The organism is Halorussus marinus, from assembly GCF_004765795.1.
Lineage (GTDB): Archaea > Halobacteriota > Halobacteria > Halobacteriales > Haladaptataceae > Halorussus > Halorussus marinus.
The window spans coordinates 190,177-215,564 of the sequence record NZ_SBIV01000003.1; the positions used below are offsets into that span (position 1 = coordinate 190,177).

The window sequence follows — 25,388 nt, forward strand, 5'->3', positions numbered from 1 at the left end:
ACGCATGCCCGACTCCACCTCCGACGACGCGTTCTCGGCGCGCGAGGGCTTTCGGCCGTTCCGCGACCGCGGCCGGCGCTCGCAGGTCGCGGTCGTCGCCGGCGGGGTTCTGGTCTGGGCGGCGGCCTACGCGCTCGTCGTGACGGCGCTGGGCGACGGACTCGCGACCGCCGAGGCCACCGAGGCGGTCCGCGCGCGCCGGACCGCGGCCGCCGGGGCGGGCGCGGCGACCGGACTGTACTTCGGCGCCCTCTGGACGCGCGCCCACGGCGGGCCGTTGCTCACGCCGCTGTACCTCCTCGCGGTCCAGTTTCTCGTCCCGGCGCGGGCCTACTCGCTGGGGGCGGCGCCGCCCGAGAGTCTGGTCTCGACCGCCGACTCCGCGCTCGTGCTCGTGTTCGCCGACCCGCAGTGGATCCTCGATCGGGCGGTCACGGTGGCGCCCGGGCCGGTCGTCTTCGCGGTGGTGCTCGCGGTCTGGGCCCAGTCGCTGGGTCCGGGCGAGGAGGCGTCGTTCGTCGAGCGCCGCTTCCCCGAGTCGTGGCGCCGGCTCCGGGAGTAGCTGATCGGGGCGAGTCCCGGCGACCGTCCGACTCCGCCGAGACTAAGACTGCTCGGCCCCCAGTTTCGAACGTCTCTCCCGTGAGTGCTATCAGACGCGATCGGCGGACGCTCGCGGCGGTGGTGTTCGCCGTCCTGCTGGCGCAGGTGTTGCTGTACCCCGGCGTCCCCGACCTCGTGGCCGCGGTCGGCGCGACCACGACCCTCGACGCGAGCATGTGGTTTCTCGCGGCGGAGTTCGCGGCGTTCGTCGCGTTCGCGGGGGTCTGGGGCGCGGCCAGCGACGGCGTCGGCCGGCGAGCGCCGCTGGTGGTCGCGGGCGCGCTCGGGGGCGCGGTCGGGTACGTCGCGCTCGCGGCGCTCCCGAGCGCGCTCTCGCTGTCGTTTCCCGCGGTGCTCGGGCTCCGAGTCCTGCAGGGGGCGACCACCATCGGCGCGTTCTCGCTGGCGATGACGATGCTGATGGACTTAGACGGCGGTCACGGCCGGAACATGGGCGCGGCGGGCATCGCCATCGGTCTCGGGACCGCGATCGGCGCGCCGCTCGGCGGCCAGCTCTACGGCCTCGGGCCGCTGGTCCCGCTGTACGTCGCCGCCGGCCTGCTCGTCTGTGCGGGGGCGCTCGCTCTCGGGCTCCCCGACCGCGCGCCCGGCGACGGCCGCGAGGGCCGCGTTCGGCGGGCGATCGCGACCCTCCGGGCGCGACCGGCCCTCGGGGTCCCGTACTGCTTCGGGTTCATCGACCGGTTCACCGCGGGCTTCTTCGCGCTCGTCGGCACGGTGTACTTCCGGGAGGCGTTCGGCCTCGACGCCGCCGCCACCGGCGTGATGCTCGGGCTGTTTTTCGCGCCGTTCGCGTTGCTTCAGTACCCGTTCGGCGTGCTCTCGGATCGGGTGGGCCGGACGGCGCCCATCGTCGCGGGGTCGGCGGTGTACGGGCTCGCGGTGGTCGGCGTCGGCCTCGCGCCGACCGTCCCGACCGCGGGCGCGGGCATGGTCGCGGTCGGCGTCATCGGCGCGCTGATGGCGCCCGCGACGATGGCGCTGGTCTCGGACCTCTCGCCGGCCGACGGCCGCGGGACCGCGATGGCGGGGTTCAACGTCTTCGGGAGTCTGGGCTTTCTGGCGGGCATCGTGGTCGGCGGGACGGTCGCCGACGAGTTCGGGTTCTTCGCGGCGTTCCTCGCGGCGGGGGCGCTCGAAACCGCCGTCGCGCTCGTGTCGATCCCGGCGTTCCTCCGGCTCGACGCCGACGGCGACCGGGCCGCGTTCGGGTAGCCGGGCGTCGCCGGTCACCCGAGCGCGATGTCGAGATAGAGCATCACGATCGTGCCGAAGATCGTCCCGAGCGTCGCGACCCGCTCGTTGCCCCCCGCGTGGGTCTCGGGCACGATCTCGTCGCTGATGACAAACAGCATCGCGCCCGCCGCGAATCCCATCGCGTAGGGCAACAGCACCGAGACGGTCCCGACGGCGTACGCGCCGAGCACGGCCAGCGGGACCTCGACGACCCCCGACCGGAGCCCGGTGAACGCGGCGTAGAACCGCCGGTTCAGCCCGGCGTTGACCGCGGCCACCGACACCGCGAACCCCTCGGGGATGTTCTGGATGCCGATCGCGAGCATCAGCGGGACGGCGGTGCCGAGGTCGCCGCTCCCGAACCCAACGCCGACCGCCAACCCCTCGGGCATGTTGTGGAGCGTGATCGCGAGTACGAACAGCACGACGCCCGCGACCCGCTCGTCGTCGACCGGGAGGTCCTCGCTCGGACTCGCGGCGTCGGTCCGGCGTCCCCCCGACAGCAGGTAGTGGGCGTGGGGGACGAGCGCGTCCGACCGGTCCAGAAACAGCGCCCCGAGCGCGACGCCGGCGAGGACGGGGATCGGGTTCCCGTTCGAGTAGGTCTCGATGCCGGGGATGATGAGGCTCGTGAAGCTCGCGGCGAGCATTACGCCCGCCGCGAACCCGAGCGCGCCGTCCATCGACCGTTGTGAGGGGTTCCGCCAGACGAAGATCAGCGACGCCCCCAAGAGGTTGAGTCCCGCGATGACGAGCCCGCCGACGAGCCCGTTGAGTACCGGATCCGCGCCGAACAGCCGGCCGAGCTGTTCGACTACCACCCGTGCCACCCGCGTCGGTTCGATCTCATCGGTGTCCGACCGCAACGATACGTCCCGGGGCCTTGAAAGTTCAGTCCGTCCGGCGTCGCCGACCCGCCTCGCGCCGGGGCGACCGCTCGGGGGTCAGTCCGAGGGTGCCTCTGCGCTCTCGCCGTCGATGGCGCCGAGTTCCGGGGTCGTCTCCTCGCCGAGCGCGGTCTGGAGCCTGCCGAGCGCGACGGCCACGACGTAGATCGCGACCGCCACCAGTACGATGACCGGGCCGCCGGTCGCCCCGCCGTAATAGGCGGCACCGATCCCGATCAGCACCGCCAGTTCGGCGAGCGCGACCGAGACGAAGATCGACTCGGTGAAGCTCCGCGAGAGCTGGGTCGCCCCCGCGACCGGGACGACAAGCATCGCGGCGACGAGGATCACGCCCATGATCTGCATCGCGCCGACCACCACCAGCGCGGTCAGCATCACCATGACGCGGTTGTACCACTCGACCGAGATGCCAGAGACCGCCGCCGCCGTCTCGTCGAAGGTCACGTACAGCAGTTGGTTGCGCGTCACCGCGACCGTCGCGACGATGACGACGAACAGCGCGAGCAGGACCACGGCGTCCGACGGCGACACCGTCGAGAGGTTCCCGAACAGGTACTGATTGACCCCGACCGCGAGCCCGCCGGCGTTGATGCTGATGAGCGTCGAGCCGAGCGCGAACCCCGTCGAGAGGACGATCGCCATCGAGACGTCGTTGTACGCGTCGGTCGCTTCCGAGATGAGTTCGATGAGCAGCGCCGCGACCACCGCGACCACCACCGCGGTGAGGTACGGCGACACGCCGAAGTCGAACGCGGCGTTGAGAAAGAGCCCGATCGCGACCCCCGCGAACGCGGTGTGAGCGAGCGCGTCGCCGATCAGCGCCAGCTGGCGGTGGACCAGAAAAGTCCCGATCAGCGGGGCCATCACGCCGATGCACAGCCCCATCAGGATCGCCCGGTGCATGAACCGGTAGGTCGGGTCGAGCAGCTCCAGTCCGGTGAGGTAATACAGCTGGGTCAGGAGTCCGTACCAGAGTTCGAGGAGCCAGTAGGCCGGCGCGACCGCGGCGTCGACGAGTCCCGACTGGAGCGGGACCGCGAGCGTCTCGATCATCGGCGCTCACCCACGAGCGCCGCCGCCGTGCCGAACGCCCGAGCGAGCGCGTCGCTCTCGACGAACGCCACGGTCGGCCCGTCGAAGTACACCTCGCGGTTGAGACAGACCACGCGCTCGGCGTGGTCGGTGACCGCGGTCAGGTCGTGTTCGATGAGCACCACCGTGATGCCGTCGTCGTTGAGCGCCGCGAGCAGGTCGTAGAACGCCTCGACGGACTCGGCGTCGACGCCGACGGTCGGCTCGTCGAGCACGAGGAGGTCGGCCTCGCCCGCCAGCGCCCGCGCGATGAACGCCCGCTGGCGCTGGCCCCCCGACAGCCGGGTCACCCGCCGGTCGGCGAACGCCGCCATGCCCACCGTCGCGAGCGCGTCGTCGACGATCTCCCAGTCGCGCTTCGAGAGCCGACCGAACCCGACGTGCGGGAATCGTCCCATCTTCACGACCTCCCGGACGGTGATCGGCATCTCGTCGGACGCGCCGGCTCGCTGGGCGACGTAGCCGACCCGCTCGCCCGCGTCGAACCGGTGGGCTGGCTCGCCGAACAGCCGAGCGTCGCCCTCGTCTGGCCGGACCAGCCCGAGCGCGAGCTTCAGGAGCGTCGACTTCCCCGAGCCGTTCGGTCCGACGACCGCGACGTACTCGCCGGGGTCGATCCGGATCGAGACGTCTTCGACGACCGGCGTCGCGGTGTAGCCGAACGCGACGTCGGCGAGCTCGACGATCGGCTCGGCGGCCTCGGTTTCGACGCCCGCCCCGGAATGGGTCGGAGCGCTCATTCGAAGTTCCTCCACTCCGCGGCCCACCCGTCCGGACCGGCCGTCTCGGGCGACTCGTTCCCGAGCGCGACCTCGAAGGTGGGCATGTTGACGTTGTCGGCGATCTCCTCGTAGCCCCACGCCTGTTCGACCCACTCCTCGCGGACGCCCGCGTACGGCGTGACCGGGAAGTACGCCTCGACGGCGGTCTCCCGGACGAGCTGTTTCGCCGGGCGCCGGGTCTCGAACACCGCGGCGCCGATGTACTCGATGTCGTTGTCGTCGATGACCGCCTTCGCCTCGGCGACGTCCGAGGGCTTGACGTCGCCGCTCGCCGCGAGGTTGACCACCAGCGGTCGCATCCGGACGCCGTACCGGGCGCCGACGTACTGAAAGGCGTTGTGGGCGGCCAACTGGACAACGTCGCGGTCGGCGGCGTCGAAGATCGCGCGGTAGTCCCGGTCGATCCGATCGAGGACGTCGGTCTTGTACGCCTCGGCGTTCCCGCGAAGCGTCGACTCGTGGCCGGGCGCGAGGTCGACGAACCCCTCGGCGATGTTGTCGACCGACTGCTTCGCACGCCGGGGGTCGAGCCAGAAGTGGGGGTCCTTTCCGCGGTTCTCGCCGATCCCCTCTTCCTCGGGATCGAGGCTGGCCGCGAGATCGACCAGTTCGACGCCTTCCCGGACGTTGATCAGCGTCGTGTCGACGCCGTCGCCTTCCAGCGTCTCGATCGCGCGGTCGGCCCACGGCTGGAAGTCGGGCCCGACGTGGACGAAGGCGTCTGCGTCGATGATGTCTTGGGTGATTCGGGCGTTTGGCTCCCAGCCGTGGCCGTGGAGCCCCTCCGGGACCAGGTTCCGGACGGCGATCGGGGTGTCGCGTGCGATCTTCCGGGCGAAGTCGTAGAAGCTGAAAAACGAGACGACCGCGACGGGACCGTCCGAACCGGCCGCGGTCGTCGTGGGTCGGTCGGCGCTCGCGCCGCTGAGACAGCCTGCGAGGCCGGCGCCGACGAGGCCGGCGCCCGCCGAAAGCGCTCGGCGGCGCGAGAGGTCGCGAGCCGTCTCCGGCCCGTCGATGTCGTTCATGGCTACCGAACCGGACCACGCCAAACAAAATAATACCTTCGGTCTAATGTAGGATTTAGACTAGTCTAATTTTTCGAAGCCGGGGCACCGGCGGCTGTCGGGCGTCGATCCGCGGCCGGCCTCGGGGCGGGGCCGGCCGGCGCGGCCGCGTCGCTACCGAGCGAGCGATCGGTCGAGAAACAGCGCCGATCCCGAGAACGCTACCGCAGGCGGTCGCGGGCCGCCGCGACGCCCGCCTCTTTGTCCACGTCCGCGCCGACGTCCTCGAACGCCTCGCCGATCGTCCGCACGCCGCGCAGAATCTGCTCGGCCGAGAGCCCGCCCATGTTGCTCACCCGGAAGATCTCGCCGCCGAGGTGGGCCTGTCCGCCCGAGATGGAGACGCCGCGAGCCTCGACCGCGTCGAAGAAGGCGTCGGGGTCCTCGCGGACGTCGGCGGGGAGCGACACGCCGGTGAGCGTGTTCGAGTACTCGGTCGCCGCGTTGCGCTCGGCGAACAGCTCCAGCCCCATCGCGGTGAACGCCTCGCGAAACGCCGCCGACTGACGACGGTGGCGCTCGATGCGCTCGGCCATCCCCTCCTCGACGATGTCCTCGGCGGCGACCGCGAGCCCGCGGAACAGCGGGACCGCGCTCGTGAACGGCGTCTGGTGGGATTCGGCCTTCCGGAGGTGCCAGTCGAGGTCCTCGTAGAACGGCGCGGCGTCGCCGTCGAACGCCTCTTGGGCGTCCGCGGTCGCGTACATCGCGGAGGTGCCCGGCGGGGCCGCCAGACACTTCTGGGCGTCGGTGACCGCCACGTCGACGTTCCAGTCGTCGATCCGGAACTCGTCGCCGCCGATCGAGGTCACGCCGTCGACCACGAAGCGGGCGTCGTGTTCGGCGGCGATCTCGCCGACGCGATCGACCGGGTTCAAAAGCCCCGTGGAGGTCTCGTTGTGGACCATCGTCACCACGTCCGTGTCGTCGCCGACGGCGTCCTCGACCGCGTCGAGGTCGAGCGACTGGCCCCACGTCGCCTCCACCGCGTCGACGGCGGCGTAGCGGTCGGCGATCCGCTTGAACCGCCGACCGAACTTCCCGTTGACGAGCGCGACCACGTCGCCGCCGTCGCCGACGAGGTTCGCGACCGCGGCCTCCATCGCCATCGTCGCGGTGCCGTTGAAGATGAGGCTGGTGCCGTCGGTCGCGGTGGTCGTTCCGTCGAGCGTCGACTCGGTGAACACGTAGTCGAGCGCGTCCTGGGCGCGCTCGTAGACGGCCTCGAACGCGGCCGAGCGGTGCGAGACCATCGGCTCGCTCATCGCCTGCCGTACCTCGCGGGTCACCGGAACCGGGCCGGGGTTCAACAGGAGAAAGTCCTCGCGCATAGTCTGACCGATGGCGCCCCCCGGCTTAAAGACGGGGATGCTCGCAAATGCCGCCAGCGCGGTCCGGCCGCGTTCGACCCGTGACCGGAAACCGGACAGGTGGTCCGAGCCGACAGGTCGGCGCGCTCGATAGGTGGCCCAAGCGGTCTTCAGTGACCGCGTCGTCGTTCGAGTGCGATGGCAGACTTCACAGAACACGACGAAGGCAAGCCGGTCGTAATGGGCGACGAGAAAGTCGGAATGATTTCGCGCGTCGAGCACGGCACCGCGCACGTGAACCCCGACGCGGGCATCACCGACAAGATCAAAGCCTCGCTCGACTGGGGCGAGGACGACCAAGACACCTACCCGCTGAGCGAGGACCGGGTCGACACGATCACCGACGACGAGGTCCGACTCCGACACGACGCGTAACCGCACTGCACGCTACTTTTTTGAAAGCGTCGCGAGCCCGTCGAGGTGATCGAGTCCGACGATCGCGACCGCGTCGCCGCGCTCGCGGAGCGAGTCGAGCCGGGCGGCCATCGACTCCTCGCGGGTCTCGTCGCGGAGCGCCACCGGTTCGGGCTGGTCGAACGTCCGCAACAGCGATCGGGAGCGCTCGGCCTGTCTGCGTTCGTCGCGGGCCTGCTCGCGCGGCGGATCGGCGCGCGAGCAGTCGTGTGCGACCGGATCGTCGACCTCGACGCGGAGCCCGGTTCGGTCGGCGACCGCGGCCGCGACCCGACAGACCGCGGCGTGGCGCGAGACCGACGCGACGCCGCCGGCCACGCGCCGGAGCGTGTCGAGCGACGCCCCCTCGCGCCAGCAGTTGCGCGCGAGTCGCGCGAGGAAGTCGCGCGTCGGGGCGTCGACGCCGACCACGTCGGCGCCCGACTCGCGGGCCGCCCGGGCGGCGGTGCTCATCTCACCGCCGAACGACGGCGTCGGCCGGTCGCTCCGGGCGTACTCCCGGTAGAGGGGCACCGCCAGCGGCGGGAGTTCGAGCGCGACCGTCTCGGGGGCGCGCTCGCGGACGACCGCGCCGGCCCGGAAGACGCTCGCGGGATGGTCGTGGACGACCCCGACCAGCGTCAGGTCGCCGCGGTCGGGAGAGGCGAGCGTCCGGACGTACTCGGGGTCGAGCCGGGGGTCGTCGCCGGGCGACTCGTCGGTCGCGTCGTCGGCCGACCGCTCGGGCGCACGATCGGCCGACGCCGTCGGCTCGGCGCGCTCGGTCGGTTCGGCGGGCGATTCGGACGAATCGGGGGACGGAGGGGAGTCTGCGGGGGCGGACATCGGCGTGCCACCGGGTATCACGCACCCCTCATATGCTTTCGGGTTCGCCCCGAGACGCGCCTTCCCGATCGAGAAGGTCGCCGAGCCCTCGCGGAGTGACGCCGCGACCCGTGCCGGCGCGCACCCGTCGGGCGTCGCCGGGGTTTTTACTCCGCGCGCGGCCAAGAGACGCTAATGACCGCGACGACGGCCGACGAGAACCCCTACGTCGAGGAGCCGCCGACGGAGTTTGACCCGGTCTCGGAGCTGACCGAGGCGGAGGCCGAAACCCAGGCCCGCCGGCTCCGGGAGGCGATCCGGTTTCACGACTACCGCTACTACGTCGAGAACGACCCCGTGATCGCCGACCGGACGTACGACGCGCTGTTCACGCGGCTACAGGACCTAGAGGAGGCCTTCGACCTCCGGACCGACGACAGCCCGACCCGCCGGGTCGGCGGCGAACCCCTCGACGAACTCGGGACCGTCGAGCACGTCGCGCCGATGCTCTCGATCGACTCCAGCGGCGACGCCGACGACGTCCGGGAGTTCGACGACCGGATGCGCCGGGCGGTCGGCGACGACGTCGAGTACGTCTGCGAGCCCAAGTTCGACGGGCTCTCGGTCGAGGTCGTCTACGAGGACGGCGAGTACGTCCGGGCGGCCACCCGCGGCGACGGCCACGCCGGCGAGGACGTGACCGAGAACGTCCGGACGATCGCGAGCGTCCCCTCCCGGCTCCGGGGCGACCACCCCGACGACCTCGTCGTCCGCGGCGAGGTGTACATGCCCGAGGCGGCGTTCGCCGAGCACAACCGCGAGCGCGTCGAGCGCGGCGAGGACCCCTTTGCCAACCCCCGGAACGCCGCGGCGGGGAGCCTCCGCCAACTCGATCCGAGCGTGACCGCCGAGCGACCGCTCGACTGCTTTTTCTTCGACGTGCTCGACGCTTCCGTCGCGTTCGAGACCCACTGGGAGCAACGCGACCGACTCCCCGACTGGGGCCTGAAGGTCAACGACCGGGCCGAGCGGACCGGCGACGTCGAGGAGGCGATCGACTACCGCGACCGACTGATGGACGACCGGGCGGATCTGGGGTACGAGATCGACGGCGTGGTGATCAAAGTCGACGACCTCGCGGCCTGCGCCGAGCTCGGCGCGACCGAGCGCGCCTACCGGTGGGCGTACGCCTACAAGTTCCCCGCCCGCTCGGAGGTGACGCCCATCGCCGACGTCGTCGTGCAGGTCGGTCGGACGGGTCGACTGACGCCGGTCGCGCTGCTCGAACCCGTCGACGTCGGCGGCGTCACCGTCTCGCGGGCCAGCCTCCACAACCCCGAGGAGATCGCCGAGATGGACGTGAACGTCGGCGATGCGGTCCGGGTCGAGCGGGCCGGCGACGTGATCCCGTACGTCGCCGAGGTGGTCGAGAAGCGCTCGGAGGGCCACTACGAGTTCCCCGAGCGGTGTCCGGTCTGTGACAGCCCGGTCGAGTTCGACGGGCCGATCGCCTACTGCACCGGCGGGCTGGCCTGCGACGCCCAGCTCCGGCGCGCGATCGCGTACTACGCGAGCGACGACGGGCTCGACATCGAGGGGCTCGGCGGCGAACGCGTCGACCAACTGCTCGACGCCGGGGTGATCGAGGACGGCCTCGCGGACCTCTACGACCTGCGCGAGGACGATCTCGCCGGCCTCGACGGCTGGGGTGAGACCAGCGCTCGGAACCTGCTCGCCGAGTTAGAGGAGTCGAAACGGCCTCGCCTGCGGGAGTTCCTCTCGGCCATCGGCATCCCGTCGGTCGGCCCGGCGACCGCCGCGGACCTCGCCCGCGAGTTCGGCGACCTCGAATCGATCCGATCGGCCGACCGCGAGGCGCTGGAGTCGGTCGACGGCGTCGGCCCGAACGTCGCCGACCGGATCGCGGAGTTTTTCGACTCGGCGGAGAACCAGCGGGCCATCGACGACCTGCTCGACGCGGTGGGCCCGCTCGAAGCGCCGCCGGCCGAGGCGACCGGCGACGCCCTCGACGGCCTCACGTTCGTGTTTACCGGGTCGCTCGACGGCTACACCCGAAGCGAGGCCCGCCAACTGGTCGAGGATCACGGCGCGAACGCCACCGGGAGCGTCTCGGGCAACACCGACTACCTCGTGGTCGGCGAGAACGCGGGCCGGACGAAGCGCGAGGCCGCCGCGGATCACGGGGTGAGGACGCTCGACGAGACCGAGTTCGAAGAACTGCTCGAAGACCGCGGCGTCTCGACGTAGCCCGGCCTACAGGTCGGCCTGTTCGAACACCCAGTAGCCGACCGCGATCGGGACCGCGAGCCACAGCAGGAACTGGACCGCCACGAACGGGTCCGAGAGGTAGAACGGCACCTCGCCGATCTCCTCCTGAGCGAACCCGCGCTGGAGCCGCCCCGCCTGATAGAGTCGGGCCTGCAACTGGGTGTCGGTGTAGAGGCTGGCCGCCAGCGTCTGGTAGGCCCGCACCGGGTTCAGGAACTTGATGAACAGCCCGTACTGCATGAGGTCGACGCTCGCGAGTTCGAGCGACAGCTGATCGTTGACGAACAGCAAGACTCGCCGGACCTGTCCCCAGAACAGCGTGAAGACGAAATAGAGCCCGACGGTGCCAAGCATCGCCCGGCGGTTGGTCGAGGCCGCCGCCGACACGCCGACCGAGATGCTGACGAACACGACCCCGAGCAACATCGTCAGGGCGGTGAACGCGACGAAGTTGAGCACCTTCAGCCCGACGCCGTAGACCCCGAGCACCCCGAACGCGAGGACGAGTCCCAGCAGGATCGGGAGGGCAACGACCGCGCTCCGGCCGACCGCCTTGCCGAGGAGCGTGTCGCCCCGCGAGTGGGGCAACGAGAGCAGCAGCTTCAGCGACCCCGACTCGCGCTCGCCGACGATCGCGCTGTACGAGACCACGATGGCGACCAGCGGGATCAACAGCGTGATGACCAACTGGCCGAGCGTCTGGAGGAACGCGTCGGTGGTGATCGGCTGTTGGGGGTCGGCCGGGAGGTTCGAGCCGACGAAGTACGCCGCGCCCGCGAACAGCCCGACGAAGATGGCCGACAGCGCCCAGAGCCACCGCGACCGCACCGCGTCCCGGAAGTCCTTCCGGGCGATCGCCTGCCACGTCATGCTTCGACCTCCCCGGGCTCGGCGGTGTACGCCATGAACAGGTCCTCCAGCGAGGTCTCCTCGGTCTCGAAGTCGCGGACCTCGGCGCCCGCGCTTTCGAGCTCCGAGAGGACGCTGGTCTTCACGCCGCTTTCACACGAGACCCGGAGCGTCTCCCCCTCGCGGGACACCTCCGAGACGCCCTCGATGCCGGCCACGCGGTCGAGCGCCTCGTCGGGCACGTCCTCGGCGGTGATCTGCAGGACGGTGTCGGCGCTTGTCGCCTCCCGGAGCCCCGCGATGGAGTCTTCGGCGACCAGTTCGCCGTCCCGCAGGATGCCGACGCGGTCACAGACCGACTCGACCTGCCCGAGGATGTGACTCGAGAAGAAGACCGTCGCGCCCCGGTCGGCCTCGGCCCGGACGATCTCGCGCATCTGCTTGGCGCCGTTGGGGTCGAGGCCGGTCGAGGGCTCGTCGAGGATCAGCAGGTCGGGGTCGCCGACCAGCGCCATCCCGAGCACGAGCCGCTGGGCCATTCCCTTCGAGTAGCCGCCGGCCTTCCGGTCGCCGTCGCCCGCGAGCCCGACCCGATCGAGGATGGCGTCCGGGTCGGCGTCGGCGTCTTTCGATTCGATGGCGAACTCGATGTGCTGGCGGCCGGTCAGCCGGTCGTACACCGAGAACCCCTCCGGGAGCACGCCCAGCCGCTCGCGGATCGCGACGCTCTCCTCGGAGGCGTCGTAGCCGAGGAGACGGACTTCGCCCTCGGTCGGGCGGACGAAGTCCAACAGCATGTTGATCGTCGTCGACTTGCCCGCGCCGTTCGGCCCGAGGAAGCCGAACACCTCGCCCTCCGCTACGTCGAGCGAGAGGTCGCGGACGGCGACCACGTCGCCGTACCGTTTCGTCACGCCGTCGAGTTCGATGGCGGCCATGCTCGCGGCTTTCGCGTCACCCTACGTAAAGCCTTGTCTTATCCGGTCGCGGCGCGAACTCAAACCGTCTCGTCGGGGTCGTGGTCCGCGGTCATCCGGGCGGCCTCGTCCGCGTACCGTTCGCGAGTCTCCGGATCCTCGACCGGGTGGAGGTCGTCGGGGTCGGCGGTGATCGCGGCGGTCACGCCGCCCGTTTGGCGGAGCGCGTTCGCCGACCGCTGGCGCCGGAACCGCCGCTCGCCGTCGGGGGTGGCGTACACCAGCGTCACGAGTCCCTTGTCGGTGTACGTGCGCTCGACCAGCCAGAGTTGTACGTCGTCCATACGTCGGGGGTCGCGGTGCTGTGGGTTGAATCCTGCGGGTCGTTTCCGCGCGTTGACACCGCCAGTAGCGTTAAGGTCCAAAGCGGCGTACCGAGTGACACTAATGGACTACGGGTGGCAGACGTGCGTGCAGTCTCGCGGACGGGGTATCGGGCACAACCGGGGTTCGGTCCGAACGGCCCAGAGGTGACGATGAGCCAGTCCCCGCTCTCGCAGGCGACCGACGATCGGCTCTCCAACATGCTGTTTCAGGGCGAGGAGGTCGAGGAGGAACTGTCGGTCGAGGGGGCGCGCATCGCGGTCACGACCCACCGCGTGCTCGTGTTCACCCCCGACGGCGAGGGCCGGCGGTTCGACCACGCCGACCGCCCGAACGTGGTCGACGCGACCGTCGAGACGACGGGCCACACCTCGTACGTCTCGTGGGGCGTCCGGAGCGGGGTCTACGGTGCGGTTCTGTTGGGCGGGGGCCTGCTGGTGCAGTTGAGCGGCATCCTCGATCGGCTGGGCGCGGCGACGCCGCCCGAGAACGCCCCGGACGCGGGGCTCGGAGATCTGGTGGCGATGCTCCCCGACGCGCTCGCCGCGCTGACTGACGCCTTCCTCGCGGGCGGGGTCGCGTTGCTGGTGGCGGCGGCCGCCCTGACCGGCCTCTACTATCAGTCGCGCTCTCGCGAACTCGTCATCGAGCGGGCCGGCCGCGATCCGATGCGGGTGCCTCTCGGCACCGAGAACGGCGAGCAGATCGCCCGGCGGCTCCGGACGGCGGTAGGAACAGGTTCAAAACCGCAGAGCGACTAGCGCGGCTCGATGGACGGGGACGCGGTTCGCGAGCGCGCGGCGAAACTGCCGCGCGAGCCGGGGGTGTATCAGTTCCAGACCGTCGAGTCGCCGCGCGACCACGGCGGGACGACCGGGGATCGAGCCGCCGAGACGGTCGTCTACGTCGGAAAGGCCGTCGACCTGCGCGACCGGGTGCGGTCCTACGCGGATCCGCGGGGCGAGCGCATCCGCCGGATGGTCGAGCGCGCCGACCGCATCGACTACTCGGTCACCGACACCGAGACGCAGGCGCTGTTGCTCGAGGCCAACCTGATCAAGCGGTTCCAGCCCCGGTACAACGTCCGGCTCAAGGACGACAAATCGTACCCGCTGGTCCAGCTCACCGACCACGAGTTCCCGCGGATCGAGATCACCCGCGACCCCGACCCGGAGGCGACCGCCCGGCGGCGGGCCGACGGCGGTGCGACCGCGGCCGACCCGGGCGTCGCCGGCCCCCGGGTGTTCGGGCCGTTCACGGAGAAGACGCGGGTCGAGACGGTCGTGAAGGCGCTCCGGGAGACCTACGGCGTCCGCGGGTGTTCGGACCACAAGTTCTCGAACCGCGACCGGCCCTGCCTCGATTACGACATCGGACTCTGCACCGCGCCGTGCACCGGCGAGATCGGTCGCGAGTCGTACCTCGCCGACGTCGAGTCGGTGGTCCGGTTCTTCGAGGGCGAGACCGGCGTGCTCGCCGACCCGCTCGGCCGCGAGATGGAGCGCGCCGCCGAGAACCGGGAGTTCGAGCGCGCCGCGAACCTCCGAGACCGGCTCGACGCGGTCGAGGGGTTCCACGGCGGCGCGGGCGAGGCGGTCGCGAGTCGGGGCGACGAGCGGTCGGTCGACGTGCTGGGGGTCGCCTTGGAGGGCGACTCGGCGACCGTCGCGCGCCTCCACAGCGAGTCGGGCCAGCTGGTCGAGCGCGACCGGTTCGAGGTGAGCGTCCCGGAGGGCGACGCCGACACCCGGGCCGGCGCGGTCCTCTCGGCGTTCGTCCCCCAGTACTACGCCGAGCGCGAGCTCCCCGACGCCCTCCTGCTCTCGGAGCGGCCCGACGCCGAGGTGCTCGAGTGGCTCGACCGCGAGGGCGTGGCGGCCCGCGTCCCGGGCGCGGGACGGGAGGCGACCCTGCTGGATCTCGCGCTGAAGAACGCCCGGCGCGGGGCGAGCGAACCCGACGCGCTGGCGGCGCTCCGGGACGCGCTGGGCCTCGACGCCGTCCCCCGGCGCATCGAGGGGTTCGACGTGAGCCACGCGCAGGGGACCGCCGCGGTCGGTAGCGACGTCGCCTTCGAGAACGGGAGCGCCGACAAGTCGGGCTACCGGCGCAAGAAGCTCGACGACCGCAACGACGACTACGCCAACATGTACGATCTGGTGCGATGGCGCGCCGAGCGCGCGCTGGCGGGCCGCGACGACCGGTCGGACCCCGACCTCCTGCTGATCGACGGCGGGGCGGGCCAGCTCGGGGCGGCCCGCGACGCGCTCGCGGACGCCGGCTGGGACGTGCCCGCCATCGCGCTCGCGAAGGACGAGGAGCTGGTCGTGACCCCCGACGCCACGTACGACTGGCCGAGCGACGCGGCCCACCTCCACGTCCTCCAGCGGGTCCGCGACGAGGCCCACCGGTTCGCGGTCCAGTACCACCAGAGCCTGCGCGACGACATCTCGACCGAACTCGACAACGTGCCGGGCGTCGGTCCCGCCACCCGCCGCAAGCTCCTCCGGCGGTTCGGGAGCGTCGAGGGGCTCCGGGCGGCCTCGGCGGCCGAGCTCCGGGAGGTCGACGGCGTCGGCGAGAAGACGGCCGAGACGCTGTTGACGCGGCTGTGACTCCGTCGGTCCGGTGGATTCTGCCGGCGTGCGACCGGCGCGTTCCCGATCCGTTCGCGTGTCCGGCCACCGACAAGAACGTCAAGCGTTAAGCCGTCGGAGCCTCGAAATGGTGACATGAACAACCCCTTCTACGAGCTCGGACGACTCTCCGGGCGCGTGGATCTCTCGACGGTCGCGGCCGCGGTGATCCTCGTCGTCGGCCTCATCGCCGCGCTCCCCGCGCTCGATCCGATCGCCGTCGCGGGGGTGCTCGCGCTGGCGCTCGCCGCGGTCGTGGTCGCCAGCGCGGTCGAGATCGTCGGTCCCTACGAGAAGCGCGCGCTGACCGTGTTCGGCGAGTACCGGAAACTGCTGGGGCCGGGGATCAACGTCGTGCCGCCGTTCGTGAGCGAGACCCACACCTTCGACATGCGGACCCAGATGCTCGACGTCCCCGAACAGGAGGCCATCACGGAGGACAACTCCCCCGTCACGGCCGACGCGGTCGTCTACATCCGAGTGATGGACGCCGAGCGGGCGTATCTGCAGGTCGAGGACTACCGCGACGCGGTGGCGAACCTCGCCCAGACCACCCTCCGGGCGGTGGTCGGCGACATGGAACTCGACGATACGCTCCGCGAGCGCGCCGAGATCAACGCCCGCATCCACGAGGGGCTGGACAAGCCCACCGACGAGTGGGGCGTCCGGGTCGAGGCGGTCGAGGTCCAGAAGGTGATGCCGACCCCGACCGTCGTCGACGCGATGGAGCAACAGACCGCCGCCGAGCGCCGCCGGCGCGCGATGATTCTGGAGGCCCAGGGCGAGCGCCGGAGCGCCATCGAGCGCGCGGAGGGCGAGAAGGCCGCGAACGTCGTCCGGGCGCAGGGCGAAAAGCAGAGCCGGATCCTCGAAGCCCAGGGCGACGCCGTCTCGACGGTCCTGCGCGCGAAGTCCGCCGAGTCGATGGGCGAGCGCGCGATCATCGACAAGGGGATGGAGACCCTCGACGCCATCGGACAGGGCGAGTCGACCACGTTCGTGCTCCCGCAGGAACTCTCGTCGCTCGTCGGTCGCTACGGCAAGCACCTCACCGGTAGCGACGTGAGCGCGGGCGGGTCGTCGCTCGACAGCCTCGACTTCGACGCCGAGACCGAGGAACTGCTCGGGCTCGACGACGTCGAGGCGATGGCGGCCGCGGACTTCGAGAACCTCGACGATATCGAGGTCGAGGAGATGGAGACCGAAGCGATGGAGACCGAGGAGATGGAGACCGAAGCGATGGAGTCCGAGGACCTCGAAGCCACCGAGTCGAACGACTGACTCAGAACTCGGCGTCGGGTTCGGGCACGCCGCCCTCGCCGTCGACCTCCACGTCCACGTCGAACTCCTCGCGGAGCTCGCGGATCTTGTCCCGGATGTCGGCCGCGAGTTCGAACTCAAGGTTGTTGGCGGCCTCGTTCATGCGGTCTTCGAGCTCCTCGATCCGGCGGGCGGCCTCGTCGTCGGTCTCGGGGTCGCCCGAGGCGACGCCGCCGGTGTCGGTCTTGCTCCCCGGGAGGTTCGCCTCCGAGACCGCCTTGTCGATGGTCGTCGCCTCGTAGCCGTGTTCCTCGTTGTACTCGCGTTGGATCTGGCGGCGGCGCTGGGTCTCCTCGATGGCCGCGGCCATCGCGTCGGTCGTCTCGTCGGCGTACAGCACCACCTCGCCGTTGACGTTCCGGGCGGCCCGCCCCATCGTCTGGACGAGCGAGGTCTCCGAGCGCAAAAAGCCCTGCTGGTCGGCGTCGAGGATCGCGACCAGACTCACCTCGGGGATGTCGAGCCCCTCCCGGAGGAGGTTGATGCCCACGAGCACGTCGAACTCTCCGAGCCGTAGCCCCCGGACCAGCTCGTGGCGTTCGAGGGTGTCGGTCTCGTCGTGCATGTACTCGACCGCGACGCCGGCCTCTTCGAGGTACTCGGTGAGGTCCTCGGCCATTCGCTTGGTGAGCGTGGTCACGAGCACGCGCTCGTCGCGCTCGACCCGGGCGTCGATCCGGTCCATCAGGTCGTCGATCTGGCCGGTCGCGTCGGCGACCTCGACCTTCGGGTCGACGAGGTGGGTCGGTCGGACGATCTGCTCGACGATCCGGTCGCTCTGCTCGCGCTCGTAGTCGGCGGGGGTCGCCGAGACGTAGAGGGTCTTGTCGGTCTTCGCCTCGAACTCCTCGAACGACAGCGGGCGGTTGTCGTAGGCGGTCGGGAGTCGGAAGCCGTTGCCGACCAGCGACTCCTTCCGGGACTTGTCGCCCGCGAGCTGGCCCTTGATCTGGGGGACCGTCTGGTGGGATTCGTCGATGACGGTGAGAAAGTCGTCGGGGAAGTAATCGAGGAGCGTGAACGGCGCGTCGCCGGGCTCGCGGTCCGAGAGGTACACCGAGTAGTTCTCGATGCCCGAGCAGTAGCCGGCCTCCCGCATCATCTCAAGATCGAACGTGGTCCGTTCCTCGATCCGCTGGGCGGCCACGAGGTCGTCGTTGCGCTCGAAGTACCGAACGCGGTCGTCGAGGTCGGCCTCGATCTCGGCGATGGCCTCCTCCATCGTCTGTTCGGGGATCGAGTAGTGCTCGCCGGGGTGGACCAGCACGGCCGACTCCCGGGAGACCACCTCGCCTTCGAGGGGGTCGACTTTCAGCATGCGGTCGATCTCGTCGCCCCACAGTTCGACGCGCACCGCGTACCGGCCGTACATCGGGAAGATTTCGACGGTGTCGCCCCGGACCCGGAACGTCCCCTGCGTGAAGTCGACGTCGTTGCGCTCGTAGTTGAGGTCGACCAGCTTCGCGAGCAGTTCGTCGCGGCCGATCTCGTCGCCGACTTCGAGCCGGAGGCTCATCTCCTCGTAGTTTCCCGGGTCGCCGAGCCCGTAGATCGCCGAGACCGACGCCACGACGATCACGTCGTCGCGGGTCAAAAGCGACCGGGTCGCCGAGTGGCGCAGGCGGTCGATCTCCTCGTTGATCGAGGCGTCTTTCTCGATGTACTTGTCGGTCTGCTCGACATAGGCCTCAGGCTGGTAGTAGTCGTAGTAGGAGACGAAGTACTCGACGGCGTTGTCCGGAAAGAGATTCCGGAACTCCTCGTAGAGCTGGGCGGCGAGCGTCTTGTTGTGGGCGATCACGAGGGTGGGCGTCTGGATCTCCTCGACCACCCACGAGACGGTGTTGGTCTTGCCCGACCCCGTCACCCCGAGCAGGGTCTGTTTGTCCATTCCCGCCTCGAACCCCGCCGCCAACTGCTGGATGGCGTCGGGCTGGTCGCCCGCGGGGTCGAAGGGAGCGTCGACCCGGAACTCGGTTTCGGCCTCGGGTCTGTCGGGCGAAAGCGGCCCGGAGTCGGCGTCGCTCATTGTGTCCCGTGGTAGGGGTCGAAGCTACTTTACCCCCTCGTCGCGAGCTTCGATCGCCGATTCCGACCGGCCCGAGCGGCCGAACGGACCTGTCGGCGAGCCCGCAAAATGCGGTGTGTTCACAGTAAGCGTCCGTCGGTCGCCCGGACCTATCAACGCGCCGACCCACGAACGCGCCGACGCTGGCGCCGAGCGAAATCGGGAACTCCCCGTTACTCGGCCGATCCGAGGCGCGCCCGAATCTCGGACCGCTGGGACGTCTCGCGACCGGTGGCGCCGTCGCTCGCTCGCCCCCGAGACCGACCGGTGTTTTGGCCGTCGTCGTGTGCGGATAAGCCGACCCAAACGCCCGAAAACGAGGCGTTGTGATCGCTATCGTCTGTGCGGATTTCGGAAACGTCAGCTTCCGTTCGTGAAGCTCGGTTAATCCGGTTGAATCGGCGGATAGCGACGCTCGGGTTCAAATGGAACCGGGTATTCAAAATGTCGTGGAGAGAAGAGATGACTGACCCAGACGGAGAGAACGGGCGGATGTATCGACGCACTGTACTGAAAGGCACGGCGGCCGCCGGACTGTTCGGCCTGACCGGCGTCGCGAGCGCGAGCGACTACCGGGAGGTCACGTTCACGTCGGCCGACGACGACCTGTTCGAGTACAAGGTGAAAGTGAGCGGCAAGATGAAACGCGGCGGCACCTACGAGAGCGACCCCGGCGACGAGGTCGGCCACGACTACGCGCACGGCCGGTGTGCCGAGGGCCGAAGCGACAGCTTCCTCTGGACCGGCGAGATCGTCGACCTCCAGCTGAGCGGTCGCGGCAAGGTGTACGTCGACGGCGAGCTGGTCGAAGACACGACCGGCGAGAAAGACCACGACGGCGGCGACGACAAAGACGACCACGACGGGAAGACCCGCGAGGTCACCTTCACCTCGGTCAGCGACGAGATATTCCGGTACCGCGTCGAGGTGTCGGGCAAGATGATGCGCGGCGGCACCTACGAGAGCGACCCCGGCGACGAGGTCGGCGACAACTACGCGAACGGACGCGCCGCCGACGGCCGGAGCGACAGCTTCCTCTGGACCGGCGAAGTCGTCGAGCTCAAGGTCGGCGGTCCCGGGAAGGTGTACGTCGACGGCGAACTGGTCGAGGACACGACGACCGACGGCGACCTCTCGAAGGAGGTCATCGTCTCGAACCCCGGCTCCGACGAGCTCAGAGAGTACACGCTCCGCGTGACCGGCGACGCTCGGATGCTCGAGCCCGACGAGGACTTCCCGCCCGCCGACGACGAGATCGTCGATCTCGACGGCGGCGGCGCTCGGATCGAGGGCGCGGTCAGCACGGGCGACGACCGGTTCGCCTTCTCGGGTGATCTCATCCGGGAGAACGTCCCCGACGGCGTCCAGATAGACGTCAGAAACCGGTAATCAGACCGGAGTCGATCGACCGTACCGGGCGGTGACGACCGCCGGCGTTCAACAGACCGGTTTCGGGTTCACGCCCATTCCTTCTAGGGTGTCGGTGTACTCCTCGTAGGCCGCCTGTATCGCACCGGTCGCGGCGTCCAGCGCGCGGTCGTACTCCGCGTCGGACTCACAGACAGCCGCGAGGAGCTCGCGACCCCGCGCCAACTGCTCGTCGAGGTCCTCGCCCAGCTCTCGGAACAGCCCCGCGGTCTGGGGGTCGGCCTGCCCGACGAAGAAGCCGACCATCTGCTCTTTGGACTTCTCGCTGGCGAGCGTCCGGCCGAGAAAGCCGCCGACGCGGGCCGGATCGGCGTCGAGGCTCCGGAGGTACTCGTGGATCGCGGGCGTCTCGTCGGGGTGGTGGTCGGCGTCGAGCTCGCCGGCGACCCGGTCGTAGTGGGCCCGCTCCTGCTCGGCGAACGCCTCGAAGGCCTCCCGGACCCGCTCGCCGTCGGCGTCGTCGGCCCACCCTCCGAACGTCTCGGCGGCGGCGTGCTCGGCGTCGGCGGCGGCTCCGAACACCTCCTCGGCGTCCATCTCGCCCGCGGTCTCGGCGTACAGCGCTTTCGAGGAGCCGAGCCGGGAGAGAGCGGTCTCGTTGTCGTCGCGCACGGCGTCGAGGAACTCGTCGGGATTCATGGCCGGGAGTACGGAAGCCGGCCGCTTGTAAGTAGCGACGCCGGCGAGGGTCACATCGCGGCGTCGAGCCGGAGCGCGACCACGCCGCCGTCGGCGTCGTCGGGGAACGACAGCGTCCCGCCGAGAGACTCAACCACCCACTTGGCCTGCCAGAGACCGAAGCCGCTGCCGTGTTCGAGCTGAGTCAGCGCCCGGTCGCCGGCGACCACCGCGGCCTCGTCGTCGGGGATGCCCGGGCCGTTGTCCTCGATCCGGACCGTCACGCGGTCGTGGGTCTGTCGGGCGGAGATCGCGACCCGCGGCGTCTCGGCGTCGGTGTGCTGGACGGCGTTCTCGACGACGCTTCCGAGCGCCCGCCGGAACTGGTCGTTGGCCGCCGCCGCGAGCCCGGTCGGGACGTCGACGTCGATCTCGGCGTCCGGGTGGGCCTCGCGGAACTCGGCCGCGATCTCCTCGGCGAGCGGCGCGAGCGCGACCGGCCGGGTCTCGGGGCTGTCGGCCTCGATGGTCTCCTGAATCCGGGCGACCTTGTCGTACATCGACCCGAGCGAGTCGGCCTTCCCGTGGACTCTGTGGGCGGCCTCGGCGAGCTGGGGGTCCTCGACGTCGGTCGCGAGCTTCTCGGCGTACCCCGTGAGCACCTGCGCGTCGTTCCGGAGGTTGTGGCGGATGAGCCTGTTGAGCACCGCGGTCTTCTCGCGTTCGGTGGCGAGGTCCTCGGCCCGGATCCGGCGCACGTCGTTGACGCCGATGATGACGTGGGCGGCCGTGCTCACGCCTAACACCGTCGCGATCACGAACGGCGGGACCGTCACGGACCGGTAGAGAGAGACTAACCCGAGCACGGAGCCGAGGACGAGCACGCCGAGGGTGTTCCACGCCGCGATGCGGAGCGTGTTCTTGGTCGTGAAGTCGGCCCGATAGATCAGATAGCTCGCGGCCACGAGCACGATCGAGACCACCGACCCGACCCCCGCGAGCACGAGTTCGATCGTCGAGGTCGGCGAGGCGATAAGCCGGCTCACGTTCGGGATGAGGAGGACGAACCCCGTGAGTCCGATGACGGCGCTGGCGACCGCACGGCGGAGATCGCGTCGCAGTCCGCCCGCTCGGGGGTCGGTCACCAGCGGCCCGCCGACGAGTTCACCGGGAGATACCATTCACCGGCTTGATTCGTCTAACTAAAGCCACATAACTCCGTCGTTACCTCTCCTCTCTGTGTCACGTAGGCGAACGTCAAAACGGGGCGGTCGTGGCTACGGCGCGAGGCGAGCGCCTACTCGCCGGTCTCGATCGGCGCGTCCACGAGGTTGCCCCACTCGGTCCAGGACCCGTCGTAGTTGACGGTGTCCTCGTAGCCGAGCAGTTCGTGGAGCGCGAACCACGCGACCGACGACCGCTCGCCGATCCGGCAGTACGCGACGGTGGTGCCCTCGCCGTCGATGCCCTCGTCGGCGTAGAGATCTTCGAGTTCCTCGCGGGTCTTGAACGTGCCGTCGTCGTTGGTCACCGCGGCCCACGAGATGTTTTTCGCGCCGGGGATGTGGCCGCCGCGCTGGGCGGTCTCCTGGAGTCCCGGCGGCGCGAGCACCTCGCCGCTGTACTCCTCGGGCGACCGGACGTCGACGAGCGGGACGCCCCGGTCGATCGCCTTCTCGACGTCGTCGCGGTAGGCCCGGATCGACTCGCGCGGCCCCGCGGCGTCGTAGGACTGCTCGGAGAACGACGGCACCTCGTCGGTGGTCGGGTAGTCGTTCTCGACCCAGTACTCGCGGCCGCCGTCGAGCAGTCGCACGTCGTCGTGGCCGTAGTACTTGAACTGCCAGTAGGCGTAGGCCGCGAACCAGTTCGAGTTGTCGCCGTAGAGGACCACCGTCGAGTCCTCGGTGATGCCGTGGCTCCCGAGCAGGTCCTCGAAGTCGCCCTTCTCGAGGATGTCGCGCTGGGTCTGGTCCTGGAGCTGGGTCTCCCAGTTGAACCCGATCGCGCCGGGCGCGTGGGCCTCCTCGTAGGCCTCGGTGTCCACGTCGACCTCGACGAGTCGGTACTCGGGGTCGTCGCTCTGGAACTCCTCCAGTCGGTCTTCGGCCCAGTCGGCCGAGACCAGCACGTCGTTCGCGTACGCTGTCTCGCTCATACAGTATCGTGTAGGAGCGCCTCACGTTTAGTTCTGGTAGCTACGGTAGGTACCGCCAACTGTCGTCTCTCCCGGAACTTCTTGCCGGTTGTCGCGGGAACGGCCGTTCGTTTTCTACACCCGATACGTTCGGCGGCCCCGGAGTCGGCAATTACTGCCGGCGTCTACGACCCCTCGCGAGTCTGCCCGGAACCGGACGCCTATACTCGCGGAGTCCCAACTCGGAGCCGATGAACGAGAACGTCGTGGCGAGCGCCGACTGGCTCGCCGACAACCTAGACGACGTGCGGATCGTCGACGTGCGAGACGCCTGGGAGTACGACGGCATCGGCCACGTCCCCGGCGCGGTCAACGTCCCGTTCGATGCGTTCCGGAGCGACGACGACGCCGACGCGGGGATGCTCCCCGGCGCCGACCGGTGGGCCGACCTCGTGGGCGGGGCCGGGATCACCGCCGACGACACCGTCGTGGCCTACGACGACACCCACGGGGTGTTCGCCGCCCGCTTTCTGGTCACCGCCGAGTGCTACGGTCACGAGGATCTGCGCCTGCTCGACGGCGACTTCAGTTCGTGGATGCGCGACCACGAGACGTCGAGCGAGACCCCCGAAGTGACCCCCGCGTCCTACGAGGTGCGAGCGCCCGCCGACTCCCCGCTGGTCGACCGCGAGGCGGTCGAACGCGCCGTCGAGGACCCGAACGCCGTCCTCGTCGACACTCGCGACGACTGGGAGTTCGCCGAGGGCCACATCCCCGGCGCGGTCAACCTCGACTGGAAGGCGCTGGTCGACGAGGCGACCCGCGGGCTGAAGCCCCGCGAGGAGCTCCGGACCGTCCTCGAATCCCACGGTATCACCCCCGACAAGCGCGTCGTGCTGTACTGCAACACCGCCAGACGAATCAGCCACACCTACGTCGTGCTCTCCTCGCTTGGCTACCCCGAACTGGATTTCTACGAGGGGAGCCTCACCGAGTGGGAGGCGGCCGGCGGCCCGCTCGAAACCGACGAGTGACCGGTCGCCGGGCCGAGTGAAAACCGATTTACCCTCCGGCGTTCACCCCTCGCGTATGATTATCAGCGGGTCCGCATCCCAGGTGCTCGCGGCCGAGCTCGCGGCCGAGCTCGACGAACCGCTCGCGAGCGTCGAGTACGACAGGTTCCCCGACGGCGAACTGCTGGCGAGCGCCCCCGGCGTCGCCGAGGCCGAGACCGACCGCGCGATCGTGGTCGCCTCGACGGTCTCCTCGGACGCCCACCTCGAACTCCTCCAGTTGCAGGACGCCGCCCGCGAGTGGGGCGCCGCGGAGGTCGTGACCGTCCTGCCGTACATGGGCTATGCGCGCCAGGACGACGCGTTCGAGTCGGGCCACCCCGTCTCGGCCCGTGCGGTCGCCCGCGCGATCTCCCCGGGCGCCGACCGCGTGCTGACGGTCAACCCCCACGAGGAGAGCGTCTGTGGGTTCTTCGAGGTGCCGGCCGAACCGCTCGACGCCGCCGGCCGACTCGCCGACCCGCTCCCGGCGGACCTCGACGATCCGGTCTTCCTCTCGCCCGACGAGGGGGCGCTCGACATCGCGACTGCGGCCCGCGACGCCTACGGTCGGGGAGCCGTCGACTACTTCGAGAAGACCCGGCTGTCGGGCACCGAGGTCGAGATGACCCCGAGCGACGCCGCCGTCTCGGGCCGAGACGTGGTCGTCACCGACGACATCATCGCGACCGGCTCGACCATGAGCGAGGCGGTCGCGCTTCTCCGGGAGCGTGCGGCCGCTCGAGTGTTCGTGACCTGCGTCCACCCGATGCTGGCGGCCGACGCCTACGCGAAGCTCTCGCGGGCGGGCGTCGAGGCCATCTACGGGACCGACACGATCGAACGGCCCGCCAGCGAGGTGTCGGTCGCGCCGGTGGTCGCCGACGCGCTCCGGTGACGCCGGCCGCACGGACACCCCGGGTCGAGTCGAACGCGATGCCGTCCGTCCCCGTCACCGGCTTTCGAGTAGATGCTCAACGGTAATCGCAAAACCTTCTTTAGCGTCGACTGCGACGCTCGACGCAGTGAAGCGCCGCGACGTCCCGTCGACGATCCGACGCGTCCGTCCGTCGGCGAGCGCGACTCGCGGCTTCGACCCATGACGAACGACTCAGAGGAAACAGACGACGAAGCGATCCACGTCGGTCGCTACGACGCCGACGAGCGCATCAGCGTCCGCGTCGCGAGCGATCTCGCGGACGTGCTCGATGTCGACCCCACGGACGTCGACCTCTACGAAAACGTCGACACGGAGGCGCTCGACCGGCTGTTCGACTCGACCCGGGACGGCGTCTCCCGGACGGGTCGGGTGGTCTTCGAGGCCGAGGGACACCGCATCACGGTTCGGAGCGACGGGACGTTCACCATCGCTCGGGCCGACGGGTAAGCCGGC

Annotated in this window: 24 protein-coding genes; 11 read left to right on the forward strand and 13 right to left on the reverse strand. The window is 70.1% G+C overall.

Annotation, left to right across the window (positions count from 1 at the left end):
* The first annotated feature begins 4 nt into the window (after positions 1-4).
* On the forward strand, positions 5-562 hold the full coding sequence (locus tag EPY72_RS07770) for a hypothetical protein (protein ID WP_135806059.1): 558 nt from the start codon (positions 5-7) through the stop codon (positions 560-562).
* A gap of 80 nt (positions 563-642) precedes the next feature.
* Positions 643-1,839 carry an MFS transporter gene (locus EPY72_RS07775; protein WP_135806060.1) on the forward strand — a complete coding sequence of 399 codons (1,197 nt, stop codon included), beginning with the start codon at positions 643-645 and terminating at the stop codon, positions 1,837-1,839.
* A gap of 14 nt (positions 1,840-1,853) precedes the next feature.
* Here EPY72_RS07775 and EPY72_RS07780 read toward each other — a convergent pair whose 3' ends face one another.
* The 5 genes from EPY72_RS07780 to EPY72_RS07800 all read right to left on the reverse strand — a co-directional run bounded on the left by EPY72_RS07780 (position 1,854) and on the right by EPY72_RS07800 (position 7,040).
* Positions 1,854-2,681 carry a ZIP family metal transporter gene (locus EPY72_RS07780; RefSeq protein WP_167599384.1) on the reverse strand — a complete coding sequence of 276 codons (828 nt, stop codon included), beginning with the start codon at positions 2,679-2,681 and terminating at the stop codon, positions 1,854-1,856.
* 123 nt (positions 2,682-2,804) lie between these two features.
* Positions 2,805-3,821, reverse strand: a complete 1,017-nt coding sequence (locus tag EPY72_RS07785; protein WP_135806061.1) for a metal ABC transporter permease — start codon at positions 3,819-3,821, stop codon at positions 2,805-2,807.
* Positions 3,818-4,600, reverse strand: a complete 783-nt coding sequence (locus EPY72_RS07790) for a metal ABC transporter ATP-binding protein (RefSeq protein WP_135806062.1) — start codon at positions 4,598-4,600, stop codon at positions 3,818-3,820. The genes EPY72_RS07785 and EPY72_RS07790 overlap by 4 nt, the downstream gene beginning before the upstream one ends.
* Positions 4,597-5,670 (reverse strand): metal ABC transporter substrate-binding protein, encoded by a 1,074-nt coding sequence (locus EPY72_RS07795; protein WP_135806063.1) that lies wholly within the window; start codon positions 5,668-5,670, stop codon positions 4,597-4,599. Before EPY72_RS07795 ends, EPY72_RS07790 begins: the two co-directional genes overlap by 4 nt.
* Before the next feature lie 200 nt (positions 5,671-5,870).
* On the reverse strand, positions 5,871-7,040 hold the full coding sequence (locus tag EPY72_RS07800) for a pyridoxal-phosphate-dependent aminotransferase family protein (RefSeq protein ID WP_135806064.1): 1,170 nt from the start codon (positions 7,038-7,040) through the stop codon (positions 5,871-5,873).
* Positions 7,041-7,217: 177 nt separating this feature from the next.
* On the opposite strand from EPY72_RS07800, the gene EPY72_RS07805 reads away from it, so the two are divergent.
* Positions 7,218-7,454, forward strand: a complete 237-nt coding sequence (locus EPY72_RS07805; RefSeq protein ID WP_134668538.1) for a PRC-barrel domain containing protein — start codon at positions 7,218-7,220, stop codon at positions 7,452-7,454.
* 12 nt (positions 7,455-7,466) lie between these two features.
* Here EPY72_RS07805 and EPY72_RS07810 read toward each other — a convergent pair whose 3' ends face one another.
* Positions 7,467-8,318: a hypothetical protein gene (locus EPY72_RS07810; RefSeq protein WP_210423511.1), complete on the reverse strand. Its 852-nt coding sequence runs from the start codon at positions 8,316-8,318 to the stop codon at positions 7,467-7,469.
* A gap of 174 nt (positions 8,319-8,492) precedes the next feature.
* On the opposite strand from EPY72_RS07810, the gene ligA reads away from it, so the two are divergent.
* Positions 8,493-10,565: an NAD-dependent DNA ligase LigA gene (ligA, locus tag EPY72_RS07815; RefSeq protein WP_135806065.1), complete on the forward strand. Its 2,073-nt coding sequence runs from the start codon at positions 8,493-8,495 to the stop codon at positions 10,563-10,565.
* Between the two features lie 6 nt (positions 10,566-10,571).
* Here the strand turns inward: ligA and EPY72_RS07820 are convergent, their stop codons facing one another.
* From EPY72_RS07820 to EPY72_RS07830, 3 genes are read right to left on the reverse strand one after another with little or no spacing between them, the layout of a single operon-like run.
* Positions 10,572-11,456 (reverse strand): ABC transporter permease, encoded by an 885-nt coding sequence (locus tag EPY72_RS07820; RefSeq protein ID WP_135806066.1) that lies wholly within the window; start codon positions 11,454-11,456, stop codon positions 10,572-10,574.
* Positions 11,453-12,373: an ABC transporter ATP-binding protein gene (locus EPY72_RS07825; RefSeq protein ID WP_134668543.1), complete on the reverse strand. Its 921-nt coding sequence runs from the start codon at positions 12,371-12,373 to the stop codon at positions 11,453-11,455. Before EPY72_RS07825 ends, EPY72_RS07820 begins: the two co-directional genes overlap by 4 nt.
* A gap of 59 nt (positions 12,374-12,432) precedes the next feature.
* Positions 12,433-12,696: a DUF7967 family protein gene (locus tag EPY72_RS07830; protein ID WP_135806067.1), complete on the reverse strand. Its 264-nt coding sequence runs from the start codon at positions 12,694-12,696 to the stop codon at positions 12,433-12,435.
* Positions 12,697-12,888: 192 nt separating this feature from the next.
* Here EPY72_RS07830 and EPY72_RS07835 point away from each other — a divergent pair, with 192 nt between their 5' ends.
* From EPY72_RS07835 to EPY72_RS07845, 3 genes are all read left to right on the forward strand, one after another.
* Complete coding sequence (locus EPY72_RS07835) at positions 12,889-13,497, forward strand: hypothetical protein (protein ID WP_134668546.1); 609 nt, start codon at positions 12,889-12,891, stop codon at positions 13,495-13,497.
* Positions 13,498-13,506: 9 nt separating this feature from the next.
* A complete protein-coding gene (locus EPY72_RS07840) occupies positions 13,507-15,351 on the forward strand; it encodes an excinuclease ABC subunit C (RefSeq protein WP_135806068.1) in 1,845 nt (614 codons plus the stop codon).
* A gap of 117 nt (positions 15,352-15,468) precedes the next feature.
* Positions 15,469-16,653: an SPFH domain-containing protein gene (locus tag EPY72_RS07845; RefSeq protein WP_135806069.1), complete on the forward strand. Its 1,185-nt coding sequence runs from the start codon at positions 15,469-15,471 to the stop codon at positions 16,651-16,653.
* A gap of 1 nt (position 16,654) precedes the next feature.
* Here the strand turns inward: EPY72_RS07845 and uvrB are convergent, their stop codons facing one another.
* Positions 16,655-18,721: an excinuclease ABC subunit UvrB gene (gene uvrB / locus EPY72_RS07850; RefSeq protein ID WP_134668551.1), complete on the reverse strand. Its 2,067-nt coding sequence runs from the start codon at positions 18,719-18,721 to the stop codon at positions 16,655-16,657.
* Positions 18,722-19,222: 501 nt separating this feature from the next.
* On the opposite strand from uvrB, the gene EPY72_RS07855 reads away from it, so the two are divergent.
* Positions 19,223-20,149: a hypothetical protein gene (locus tag EPY72_RS07855; RefSeq protein WP_134668553.1), complete on the forward strand. Its 927-nt coding sequence runs from the start codon at positions 19,223-19,225 to the stop codon at positions 20,147-20,149.
* A gap of 48 nt (positions 20,150-20,197) precedes the next feature.
* On the opposite strand, the gene EPY72_RS07860 is transcribed toward EPY72_RS07855, so the two are convergent.
* The 3 genes from EPY72_RS07860 to EPY72_RS07870 form a co-directional block, all read right to left on the reverse strand.
* Positions 20,198-20,827, reverse strand: coding sequence for a rubrerythrin family protein (locus tag EPY72_RS07860; RefSeq protein ID WP_134668555.1), 630 nt, complete (start codon positions 20,825-20,827; stop codon positions 20,198-20,200).
* A gap of 50 nt (positions 20,828-20,877) precedes the next feature.
* Complete coding sequence (locus tag EPY72_RS07865; protein ID WP_135806070.1) at positions 20,878-21,987, reverse strand: sensor histidine kinase; 1,110 nt, start codon at positions 21,985-21,987, stop codon at positions 20,878-20,880.
* Between the two features lie 116 nt (positions 21,988-22,103).
* Positions 22,104-22,964 carry a sulfurtransferase gene (locus tag EPY72_RS07870; RefSeq protein ID WP_135806071.1) on the reverse strand — a complete coding sequence of 287 codons (861 nt, stop codon included), beginning with the start codon at positions 22,962-22,964 and terminating at the stop codon, positions 22,104-22,106.
* A 230-nt stretch (positions 22,965-23,194) separates the two neighbouring features.
* Here EPY72_RS07870 and EPY72_RS07875 point away from each other — a divergent pair, with 230 nt between their 5' ends.
* The 3 genes from EPY72_RS07875 to EPY72_RS07885 all read left to right on the forward strand — a co-directional run bounded on the left by EPY72_RS07875 (position 23,195) and on the right by EPY72_RS07885 (position 25,382).
* A complete protein-coding gene (locus tag EPY72_RS07875; protein WP_134668560.1) occupies positions 23,195-23,977 on the forward strand; it encodes a sulfurtransferase in 783 nt (260 codons plus the stop codon).
* A 55-nt stretch (positions 23,978-24,032) separates the two neighbouring features.
* Positions 24,033-24,893 (forward strand): ribose-phosphate diphosphokinase, encoded by an 861-nt coding sequence (locus EPY72_RS07880; protein WP_135806072.1) that lies wholly within the window; start codon positions 24,033-24,035, stop codon positions 24,891-24,893.
* A 201-nt stretch (positions 24,894-25,094) separates the two neighbouring features.
* Positions 25,095-25,382: a HalOD1 output domain-containing protein gene (locus tag EPY72_RS07885; protein ID WP_168216012.1), complete on the forward strand. Its 288-nt coding sequence runs from the start codon at positions 25,095-25,097 to the stop codon at positions 25,380-25,382.
* The last annotated feature ends 6 nt before the right edge of the window (positions 25,383-25,388 follow it).